The organism is Mycobacterium sp. (assembly GCF_049585075.1).
Taxonomy (GTDB): domain Bacteria; phylum Actinomycetota; class Actinomycetes; order Mycobacteriales; family Mycobacteriaceae; genus Mycobacterium.
In genome coordinates this window covers 1-10738 of sequence record NZ_JBAUZA010000380.1, presented here as the reverse complement: position 1 = coordinate 10738, position 10738 = coordinate 1, and the positions used below count along the sequence as shown (strand labels likewise).

9 protein-coding genes and 1 pseudogene are annotated in these 10738 nt (G+C 63.9%); 7 read left to right on the top strand and 3 right to left on the bottom strand.

Annotation, left to right across the window (positions count from 1 at the left end):
- From WB785_RS17965 to WB785_RS17950, 4 genes are all read left to right on the top strand, one after another.
- The coding region (locus WB785_RS17965) for a succinic semialdehyde dehydrogenase (protein ID WP_424080652.1) at positions 1–1380 on the top strand (1380 nt) is incomplete at its 5' end.
- Positions 1381–1404: 24 nt separating this feature from the next.
- Positions 1405–2772, top strand: a complete 1368-nt coding sequence (locus WB785_RS17960) for an FAD-binding oxidoreductase (RefSeq protein ID WP_424080651.1) — start codon at positions 1405–1407, stop codon at positions 2770–2772.
- A 307-nt stretch (positions 2773–3079) separates the two neighbouring features.
- On the top strand, positions 3080–3394 hold the full coding sequence (locus tag WB785_RS17955) for a hypothetical protein (RefSeq protein WP_424080650.1): 315 nt from the start codon (positions 3080–3082) through the stop codon (positions 3392–3394).
- Between the two features lie 482 nt (positions 3395–3876).
- Positions 3877–4272 (top strand): hypothetical protein, encoded by a 396-nt coding sequence (locus WB785_RS17950; protein ID WP_424080649.1) that lies wholly within the window; start codon positions 3877–3879, stop codon positions 4270–4272.
- Positions 4273–4797: 525 nt separating this feature from the next.
- Here the strand turns inward: WB785_RS17950 and WB785_RS17945 are convergent.
- On the bottom strand, positions 4798–5370 hold the full coding sequence (locus WB785_RS17945; protein WP_424080648.1) for a carboxymuconolactone decarboxylase family protein: 573 nt from the start codon (positions 5368–5370) through the stop codon (positions 4798–4800).
- Positions 5371–5853: 483 nt separating this feature from the next.
- On the opposite strand from WB785_RS17945, the gene WB785_RS17940 reads away from it, so the two are divergent.
- Together WB785_RS17940 and WB785_RS17935 are read left to right on the top strand one after the other, a co-directional pair.
- Positions 5854–7089 (top strand): cytochrome P450, encoded by a 1236-nt coding sequence (locus tag WB785_RS17940; RefSeq protein ID WP_424080647.1) that lies wholly within the window; start codon positions 5854–5856, stop codon positions 7087–7089.
- Entirely contained in the window at positions 7089–7676 is a 588-nt protein-coding gene (locus WB785_RS17935; RefSeq protein WP_424080646.1) for a TetR/AcrR family transcriptional regulator, read from the top strand. Before WB785_RS17940 ends, WB785_RS17935 begins: the two co-directional genes overlap by 1 nt.
- On the opposite strand, the gene WB785_RS17930 is transcribed toward WB785_RS17935, so the two are convergent.
- On the bottom strand, positions 7567–8796 hold the full coding sequence (locus tag WB785_RS17930) for an acyltransferase family protein (RefSeq protein WP_424080645.1): 1230 nt from the start codon (positions 8794–8796) through the stop codon (positions 7567–7569). The genes WB785_RS17935 and WB785_RS17930 overlap by 110 nt on opposite strands.
- On the bottom strand, positions 8793–10502 hold the full coding sequence (locus WB785_RS17925; RefSeq protein WP_424080644.1) for a DEAD/DEAH box helicase: 1710 nt from the start codon (positions 10500–10502) through the stop codon (positions 8793–8795). The genes WB785_RS17930 and WB785_RS17925 overlap by 4 nt, the downstream gene beginning before the upstream one ends.
- Before the next feature lie 81 nt (positions 10503–10583).
- Between WB785_RS17925 and WB785_RS17920 the strand changes: the two are divergent.
- A pseudogene (locus WB785_RS17920) lies at positions 10584–10738 on the top strand (LppP/LprE family lipoprotein); the annotation flags it as partial.

The following is a 10738-nucleotide window of genomic DNA, read 5'->3' as shown; positions in this document are numbered from 1 at the left end:
CAGTCCGCCTGGGCGGCACGCCCGATCGCCGAGCGGGCGGCGGTGCTGCTGCGTTTCCACGACCTCGTCCTGCGCCGCCAGGACGAAGTGCTCGACCTGATTCAGCTGGAGAACGGCAAGGCGCGCCGCCACGCATTCGAGGAAGTGCTCGACGTCTGCATTACCGCGCGCTACTACGCGAATACCGCGAACGACTACCTGCGGCCCAAGCGCCGCCAAGGAGTGCAGTTGGTACTCACCGAGGTCTGGGAACGCCATCACCCGAAGGGATTAGTTGGCATCATCTCGCCGTGGAACTATCCGTTGACGCTCGGCATCAGCGATGCAATCCCGGCGATCGTCGCCGGCAACGCTGTGGTGACCAAACCCGATGACCGGACACCATTTTCGGCGCTGTGGGCGGTCCAGCTGCTCGAGGAGGCGGGGATGCCGGCGGGTTTGGTGCAAGTGGTCACCGGCCCTGGATCGGAGCTGGGCACACCGATCATCGAAGAGTCCGATTTTCTGATGTTCACCGGTTCCACCGACGTAGGCCGCAACGTGGCCAAGCAAGCCGCGGAGCGGCTGATCGACTGCTCGATGGAGCTGGGCGGCAAGAACGCGCTACTGGTTCTCGACGACGCTGACCCCGCCAAAGCGGCATCGGGCGCGGCGCGCGCAGCGTTCTCCAACGCCGGACAGTTGTGTATTTCCGTCGAACGCATCTACGTGTCGAGGTCATCGTGGGATGCGTTCGTCGACAAGTTCGTCGCGGCAACGAAATCGTTGACGCTGTCCCCCGCGCTGGACTACTCCGCGGGCATGGGCTCACTGATCAGTGAAAAGCAGCTGCAAACGGTCATTGACCACGTCGACGACGCGGTAGGCAAGGGCGCGACAGTGCTGGCCGGCGGACGGGCGCGCCCGGACATCGGGCCGTACTTCTACGAACCCACGATTCTCACCGATGTGCGCGCAGGCATGACCGCGTTCGCCGATGAGACGTTCGGACCGGTGGTGTCGCTCTACCCGGTCGAAGACGAGCAAGAGGCGATCGAGAAAGCCAACGACAGCGCGTACGGATTGAACTTTGCGGTGTGGACCAGCAACCCGGCTCGAGGGCGTCGGGTCGCCGCACAACTGCAAGCCGGCACAGTCAATGTCAACGGCGCCTACGCGGCGGCCTGGGCATCGGTCGACGCGCCGATGGGCGGCATGAAGGATTCCGGTCTGGGCCGTCGCCACGGCGAGCACGGCATCCTCAAATACACCGAGTCGCAAACGATTGCGACCGAGCGTCTGCTGCCGGTGGGAGCGCCCAACGGCGTTCGCGGTGACGTCTATGCGCGGGTGATGACGACTGGCCTGCGGCTGCTGCGCCGACTACCGGGTGTCAAATAGCACTACCTCCGTAGGATCGCCTCCATGGGCGCCGATGTGCTGGCCGGCCTGATCGCCGAGCTACCCGAGGGGATGGTCGTCACCGACCCCGCGGTGACTGAGTCGTATCGACAAGACCGTGCCTTCGACCCGTCCGCGGGAAAGCCGGTGGCCGTGGTGCGCCCGCGCCGTACCGAGGAAGTGCAGACCATCATGCGGTGGGCTAGCGCTCATCGCATCCCGGTGGTGACCCGCGGCGCGGGGACCGGGCTGTCCGGGGGCGCCACCGCAGTGGACGGCGGGATCGTCTTATCCACCGAGAAGATGCGCGACATCACCGTCGACCCGGTCACCCGCACCGCGGTGTGCCAGCCGGGCCTGCTCAACGCCGAGGTGAAAAAGACGGTCGCGGAGTATGGGCTGTGGTACCCGCCTGACCCGTCGTCATATGAGATCTGCAGCATCGGCGGCAACATCGCAACCAATGCCGGCGGACTGTGCTGCGTGAAATACGGCGTCACTACCGACTACGTGCTGGGTGTGCAGGTGGTGCTGGCCGACGGTACCGCGGTCCGGCTGGGTGGACCGCGGCTCAAAGACGTCGCCGGGCTGAGTTTGACCAAGCTGTTCGTTGGCAGCGAAGGCACTCTGGGCGTGATCACCGAAGTCACGCTGCGACTTGTACCGCCGCAGCGGCCGTTGAGCACAGTGGTCGCCAATTTCGCATCGGTGGAGGCCGCTGCCGAAGCGGTGCTGGCGGTGACCGCACGGCTACGCCCGGCGATGTTGGAGTTCATGGACTCGGTCGCGATCAACGCGGTGGAAGACAAACTGCGGATGGGCCTGGACCGTGGCGCCGCCGCACTGCTGCTGGGTGCCTCCGACGAACGGGGCGACGGCGGGACCCAAGACGCCGAATTCATGGCCGGGGTGTTCACCGAATACGGTGCGACCGAAGTGTTTTCGACCTCCGATCCAGAAGAGGGCGAGGCGTTCGTCGCCGCCCGCCGGTTCGCGATTCCAGCGGTGGAGGAAAAGGGCCCGCTGCTACTCGAAGACGTCGGCGTGCCGCTGCCCGCGCTGGCCGACCTGGTCACCGGGATCGCGCGTATCGCCGCCCAACGCGAGCTGCTGATCTCGGTGATCGCCCACGCCGGCGACGGAAACACCCATCCGCTGATCGTTTACGATCCCGCGGACCCGGTGATGAGCGAGCATGCTGAGCTGGCATACGGCGAGATCATGGACCTTGCCTTGCACCTCGGCGGCACGATCACCGGCGAACACGGCGTCGGCCGGTTGAAGCGCCCCTGGCTGGCCGGCTACCTCGGACCTGAGGCGATGGCTCTGAATCGCCGCATCAAAGACGCGTTGGACCCGCTCGGCATCCTGAACCCCGGCGCGGGCGTCTGATCCGCGCCGGGGTAACGGATGACGCGCGTTTTCGCAGCAGCGCTGCGGGTAACCTCCCGGGGTGCGCGCGGAATCTGTAATTGCTGCGGCCACGGGCGCGGTGGTCATTGCCGCATGTCCATGTCCCGCCGCTTCGGCTGACCCCGCGTCCGAGAGTCCACCGTTCCCGATCGGTCAGATGGGCGTGCCCGTGCATGCGCGGGCGGCCGACGGCGCGACCGCCGACATCACTGTCAACAGTGCAACGTGGTTACCGCCGGGGTGCACCACTCATTTTGCGATTCCGACGTCTGGCTCTGCATGCAGCGTGGTGGAACTGACTATCACCGGGACGTCCGAACGGTTCTTCGAGTTCAACTACGTCAATGTGTTTGCCGGATACGGCGGCGGCAATCAGCCATGGACCCATCCCGACGATGCGCCCCAGCCGGGAACGTTGGCGGTCGACTACCGGAGGCTCGACAAGATGCCCGCGCTGCAATCAGGCGGCCTTCACGAAGGGCAGACCGCACATGGATTCGTCGGCTTCGCTATGCCTACGGGAGGCGACCTGTACATCACGTTCGACGATCCCCAGCAACCCCCTCGCTATACCGAAGCGGGCTGGATCGTCCACACCTGATGCGGCGACCGCAGAGGTGCCGGCACCGTCGTCCCGTGCGGCCTGGCACGATGCTCGTCGGGCACAGCCATGCGGTACGTGTCGCGGTGGGCGCACCATATGTAGGTTTCCAAACTCCGTGTCACCTTATGTTCCCCTGACCTGCCGTTCCGCTGGTCGTCTCACGCCATGTCACCTGGGTTCATTCTCATTTTCGTGTCACTTTTTATGCGCTTGTCCGATCCGCGAAAAGGTGAGAGTTGTTCGGGAAGACATGCGAGCTGTCCGATTCAGGCCAAAGTCCAGGGCGACTTGAGAGTTGCCCCCACTTTGGCTTCCGCAGAGGGAGGCCACACCACCAGGTCCTTTTCGGATAGATAAATCGACCGAAGTACTAGAGGAGTCGGTCAATGTATCTATCGCACCGCAGGTGGAGGGGTCGGCGTGCCGCAACTAAATTGTCTGAGGACATCGGTGGCCCCTATCGAGCAGGAGGAACGACGGTGACCGACACCGCAACACCATCATCACCGCCGCAGTGGCTGCGACAGATCATCGCCGAAATCGACAGCCTCACCTTCGGTCCCGGGTTCGCTCACATGGATGCCGATACGGAAATGTTTTTCGGCATCGCGCATCTTGTTGGTGCCGAGGCGATCAAGGCGTTTTTTATCAGAATCGACGAACCGCTATACATCCGCCACGACGTGGTCGAGTGCTGGAAAGCCGAGGGTGTCTACATCATTCGCGGACAGGCCACGATGGCCAAGAAGGCCGCACCCGAAACCGTCGTCAAAGCGCCGTTCATGCACATCTATTACCTCGACGGATGCCAACCGCCCCGTATCCGAACAATCCGGATCACCGCGGGACCACTGCAGACAGATTCCGTCCTGTGACCGGCGTGGAACAGATGAGTCCACCACGAAAGCAACACGCGGTGAAGCACCGTGGCTTCGCGAACCATCCCAGCCGGCCGCTCGCTGAATTTGTCTCGGCCACAGCGGCGGACGCGATTGCCGAGCGATCGGCGCAACCATCGCAGCTCACCGCCACAGCCGTATTGCCTAGGCGATCGAGGTGCTCGCGAGCCCAGCAGACCCTGACCTGGGCGCGCCACCGGCGTACCAATTCACAGCGCAACGCTCTGCCCGAGTTCTACGCAGCCGCGCTGGTGGCCTTCGACGACTCGCGCGCGGCGACGACCTCAGGGTGCCGCAGCGCGCCCCACGCTCGGGCACGCGGGCATCTTCGACTGACGACATCGGGTGTCAGCCGGGTGGGCTTGCGCGATCGGTGATCTCCGAAAACGGGTCGCGTCCGACCGGCGAGCACATTGCGGACGATGACCTGCCATATGGTTGGCGATCGCATCAGGGCGGGGCGAGACGCCACAGCTGTCAGATCCGAGGCGAAAAATGGCATTATCCAAGCGGCGAGGTCCGTGTACCGATCTTGTCGGTGGTTTCCATCGGCACCCTGGTGCCGTTGAGGAACAAACTCAAGAGGCTGAACCAGGCGATGGTCGCGATGTACTTGCGTGTGACTGTGACCCCGAACGCGTCGAGTAGAGATTGGAGGACGTCATCGGTGAGGGTGCCCGAACTAAGGAGTTCGTCTGTGGCGGCGATTAAGAGCTTGTAATCGGCGTCAAGGCCGTCATCCGCGAGTTCCCCAGCGACCGCGTCAATCTCGGCGGAGGTGAGTCCGGCGTTTTTGGCCATCTGCTCATTGGCCTGCCACTCATAGGGACAGTTGAGCAGGGACGCAGCACGCAAGATGATGACTTCCCGATGTTTGGCGTCAATGTCCGGCTCATTGAAGACGGCTTGCACGATGCCGATAAGGGCAGGGAACATGTTGCCGGTGCCGGCCATCATCTTCATGACGTTGAGGGCGGTGTCGGGTTGGTATGCATCGCCGAGCAGCCGCGTCATCTCGGCGTTGTCGGGAAGCGGAACCACCACGGCCGCGCTGTAAGGGCTTGGCTTCGCCATTTGGGGTTACCTCCTGGGTTTCGTCGAACGGATCTATACGGTTGCAGCGCGTGTCCAGTGGACAACGTTCCTGCGCCGCAAGGCGTGGTGTAAGACGCGTGACCCGAGTCGCGCCCGCCTTTGACAAGATCTGTCGCGGTTCTCTAGACGAGACAACTCAGCCTCGCTACGTTGCGCCACCGTACACGAGCGCTGCGCTCGGATAGGTGCCGTCAACTTTCACCGATATAGCCCTTGGCGGATTCGAGGGTGGCGTCGGGGGGATTCACCGATACGGTGGTGCATCTTTCGATGATGCAACTGCACCACAACAGCGGTGACACGGCTTTGAGAAATTCGACCACTTGGTGACATCTAGGTGACATCAGAAGTGAGACGGTGACACCGATTTTGAGAAGCTACACCACCACCATGTACCGGCTGGCCGCGCCCTCGACACTCAAAGCAGTTGACACATCGTCATAGTTGTCGTACTAATAAGACATGGCAGCAACTCTGTCTCACGAGCCTCGTTTCGAATTGGCGACCGCCGAAACCTGGCCCAACCCGTGGCCGATGTACCGCGCGCTGCGCGATCACGACCCAGTGCACCACGTGGTGCCAGAAAGTCGGCCTGACGAGGACTACTACGTGCTGTCCCGGCATGCCGACATCTGGGCAGCAGCCCGCGACCACGAGACGTTCTCCTCCGCACAGGGCCTGACCGTCAACTACGGCGAGCTGGAACTCATTGGGCTGCAAGACAACCCGCCATTTGTCATGCAAGATCCACCGGTGCACACCGAGTTTCGCAAGCTCGTGTCGCGCGGTTTCACGCCGCGACAGGTGGAGGCGGTGGAGCCCAAGGTGCGCGAGTTCGTCGTCGAGCGGCTCGAGCGGATCCGCGCCAATGGCGGCGGCGATATCGTCGCCGAGCTGTTCAAGCCGCTGCCGTCGATGGTCGTCGCGCATTACCTCGGTGTCCCTGAAGAAGACCGCGTCCAGTTCGACGGGTGGACTGATGCGATCGTGGCGGCCAACACCTCCGCCGGTGGCATCGGCGGCGCGCTGGAAACAGTGGGCGACGCGGTCGGGTCGATGATGGCCTACTTCAGCGAGCTGATCGAGCGGCGTCGTCGCGAGCCCGAGGACGACACCATCTCGCACCTGGTCGCCGCCGGCGTCGGCGCAGACGGCGATATCGCCGGCACGCTGTCGGTGCTGGCATTCACGTTCACAATGGTCACCGGTGGAAACGACACCACCACAGGAATGTTGGGCGGCTCGGTGCAGCTGCTGCACCAGCGGCGCGACCAACGGCGACTGCTCGCCGAAAATCCGGACCTGATCGCGGATTCGGTCGACGAGTTGCTGCGGCTGACATCACCGGTGCAGGGTCTGGCCCGCACCGCCACCCGCGACGTCACGATCGGCGACGCAGGGGTGCCGGCCGGCCGCCGGGTGCTGCTGCTCTACGGGTCGGGCAACCGCGACGAGCGGCAGTATGGGCCTGACGCCGCTGAGCTCAACGTGCGGCGGTGCCCGCGAAACATCCTGACGTTCAGCCACGGCGCACACCACTGTTTGGGTGCAGCCGCGGCCCGGATGCAGTCGCGGGTTGCGCTGACCGAATTGCTTTCGCGCTGCCCAGATTTCGAGATCGACGAGGCTCGCATCGTGTGGGCCGGCGGGAGCTATGTACGGCGTCCGCTGTCAGTTCCGTTCCGGGTGGCGTCCTGATGGCGACCAATGACTGGCTCTCGGAGCGTCGCACCGAGGTAGCTGCGGACCGGATCCTCGATGCCGCCGAGGAGCTGTTCACCCGGCACGATCCCGGTTCGGTGGGAATGAATGAAATCGCCAAGGCCGCAGGCTGTTCCCGCGCGACCCTGTACCGGTATTTCGAAAATCGCGAAGCGTTGCGCAGCGCTTATGTCCACCGCGAGACCTATCGGCTCTCCGCCGCGATCAAAGAGCAGATCAGCGGCATCGCCGACGCACGCGAACGGCTAAGCGCAGGCATCACCACAACCCTTCGCCTGGTACGCGAAAGCCCAGCGCTGGCGTCGTGGTTTGCCACCACGCAGCCGCCGATCGGTGCGCAAGTGGCCGAGCATTCCGACGTCATCGCGGCGCTGGCCGCAGCGTTCGTCAACTCACTCGGCGCCGACGACCCGACTGCCACCCAACGCCGGGGCCGCTGGCTGGTCCGGGTGATCACGTCGCTGCTGATCTTCCCGGGCCGCGACGTAGCCGAAGAGCAGGCAATGATTGAGGAGTTCGTCGTCCCGATTGTGGTACCGACCCAGAAGGCGGCACCCGCGTAAAGCGATGCAGCAGCCACGCCAACGGGACGGTCAAAACCAGCGTCGATACAAACAGCCCAACCATCGAACCGGTGTAAACGTGATCCCGCATGACGTAGACCATCGCGAATTCCATTGTCACCAAATGGATCAAGAAGATCTCGTAGGAGATCTCCCCCAACCACACCATCGGCCGCGTCGCGAGGAACCGGCAGTACCAGCCCTGGTTGCCCAACGCGAGCGGCGCCACCGCGAGCGCGGCGATCGCCGCATAGAACACCGCTTTGTACAGCGCTTGCGACAGGCCCAGTGGTGATGTCGTCGGATCCCCCGCGATCGGCGTAGAAGCGATGAAATAGCAAATGACGGCAAGCGGTAGCGCGATGAATGCGTAACAGCGCACCCCCATCGCTTGCAGCACAGTCAGGCCCATGCCGGCGAGGAACCAGATCAGGTAAGTGGGCAGCCACAGCCGCATTCCGTTCGGCACCGAGGTCGTCAAATGCACCAATATCAGCCACGCCGGAGAAATCAACGCGAGCGCGCCGAGGCCGACCAGCATCAGCCTCGGTCGCCATTGCCGTCGGCACAGGACCACCAGTAGCAGGTACGACAGCAGCGGTAGCACCACGTAGAACGCGGCTTCCACCGCCAAGCTCCACATCTGGGTCAGGCCCTGATGCAAATATCCCTTCAAGTAGTTGCTGGTATAGATCTGCGTCAACGTCAGGTTGCGCAACAAACCGATCCAGGTGTGGCCGAAATTTGGCCCGGCCGTTCGGAAGTGATAGATGACGTACGCGATCAGCACGGTGACGATGTAGGCCGGCATGATGCGCCGGACCCGGTGCCAGGCGTAGCGGCGGACCGACGGCTCTGGGCCGCCCGTCGCGGTCGATTTCACCCATGGCCGGAACAGGAGGAAGCCAGACAGCACAAAGAAGATCGGCACACCGATCTCCATCCGGGAGCAGACCAGCCCGAAGTAGCCGCGCGGGTATTTGCCGGTGGTGTACGCCGCGTGGGTCCCTACCACGAGAAGCGCCGCGACCGCACGGACACCGGTCAGCGACGCGACCCGGTCCGGCCCAGAGACCTGTTCGAGTCCGCCCTGGGCAGCCGTGGCGTCGGCCCGGGTCATCCGCTGTGATCCCGCTGCTTTGCGCCGCGATCAGGACGCTTGGCGTTGTCTCGACCGCGCTCGGGCTGCAAGTTGATCAGCACACCGGAAATACGGGTCCGCTCAAGCGCTTTGAGCGTCTCGCGCGGAAGTTTCGCGGGCAGCTCGACCAGTGAGAAATCGGGCTTGATGGTGATGTGGCCGAAATCGCTGCGGTGCAGGCCGCCTTCGTTGGCGATGGCGCCGACAATCGCGCCCGGGCCGATCTTATGGCGCTTCCCGACCGCAATGCGGTACGTGGCGAACCCCTTCCGGGGGCCCTCGCCTGCTTTGCGGGTGGATTTGGCGGGCCGGTCCTCGCGCTGTTTGGGACGGCGGTCCGGCGGCGGCTCGGGTGCCATCAGGAAGGCTTCGCCGTCGCGCGACTGCACCGCCAGCGCCGCCGCGATATCGGCCATCGGGACGTCATGCTCGCGCTCGTAGTCCTCGACCATCCTGCGGAACAACTCGATGCCCGCTGAGCCCAGGCTGTCGGTGATGGAATCGCCGAATTTCGCCACCCGCTGGGCGTTGACATCTTCGACGCTGGGCAGCTCGGCCTCGGTGAGCTTTTGCCTGGTTGCTTTCTCTATCGCCTTGAGCAGGTGGCGCTCTCGCGGCGAGACGAACAACAGCGCGGCACCCGAGCGCCCGGCCCTGCCGGTGCGCCCGATCCGGTGCACGTAAGACTCGGTGTCGTTTGGGATGTCGTAGTTGAGCACATGCGATATCCGCTCGACGTCCAACCCTCGGGCAGCAACGTCGGTGGCGACCAGGATGTCCAGTCCTTTTGAGCCGCCTTCTTTCAGCGCAGCAATGGTCCGCTCGCGCTGGCTCTGCGGGATATCACCGTTGATGGCTGCTGCCGAAAACCCCCGGGCGCGAAGCTTTTCGGCCACCTCTTCGGTGGCTTGCTTGGTGCGGACGAACACGATCATCGCCTCGAACGGCTCAACCTCCAACACTCGGGTGAGCGCATCCATCTTGCGCGGGCCGGCGACCTGGATGTAGCGCTGCGAAATATTCTCTGCAGTAGCAGTTTTCGCCTTGACGCTGACTTCGGTCGGATCGTGCAGATACTTGGTGGTCAGTTTGCGAATCGCCGGCGGCATGGTCGCAGAAAACAGAGCGACCTGTTTGTACTCCGGCGTTTCCGACAGGATCCGTTCGACGTCCTCGGCGAAGCCCATGTTGAGCATCTCGTCGGCCTCGTCGAGCACCAGGTAGTCCACCCGGGAAAGATCCAACGTTCCGCGTTCGAGGTGGTCGATAACTCGGCCAGGGGTGCCGACCACCACCTGTGCACCACGCCGTAGCCCGGACAATTGCACCGCGTAGGACGACCCGCCGTAGATCGGTAGCACGTTGATCTGCGGTAAATGGGAGCCGTACCGGCTAAACGCCTCGGCCACCTGCAACGCCAGCTCGCGGGTCGGGGCCAGCACCAGCGCTTGCGTCGCCTTGCTGCCGGTATCGATCTTGGACAGGATCGGCATCGCGAAAGCGGCCGTCTTACCGGTCCCGGTCTGAGCCAGCCCCACCACGTCCGACCCCGCCATCATTGCCGGAATCGTCGCCGCCTGTATCGCCGACGGCGACTCGTAACCGACGTCGGCAACGGCCTGCAAGACCGAGGGGTGGATTTGCAGGTCGGCAAAGGTCGTCGGGGCGTTATCCGGGGAGGTCATTTGAACACAGAGTTTAGTGGTCAAACACACCCGGCCACGCCTGCCACGTCGGCCGCACCGGTCGGGGTACGGTGCGACCTTGTGTGGACACGTCACTGCGGTGTCCTGCGGTTGACTGAGCTGGCCGCCGCCGCACTGATCACCGCGACCATCAGCGGCTGCGGGTCGGGCGACTCGACCGTCGCCAAGACGCCGCAGGCAACTACCGCCCACCCGACCGCCGCGCCCGGCAAACC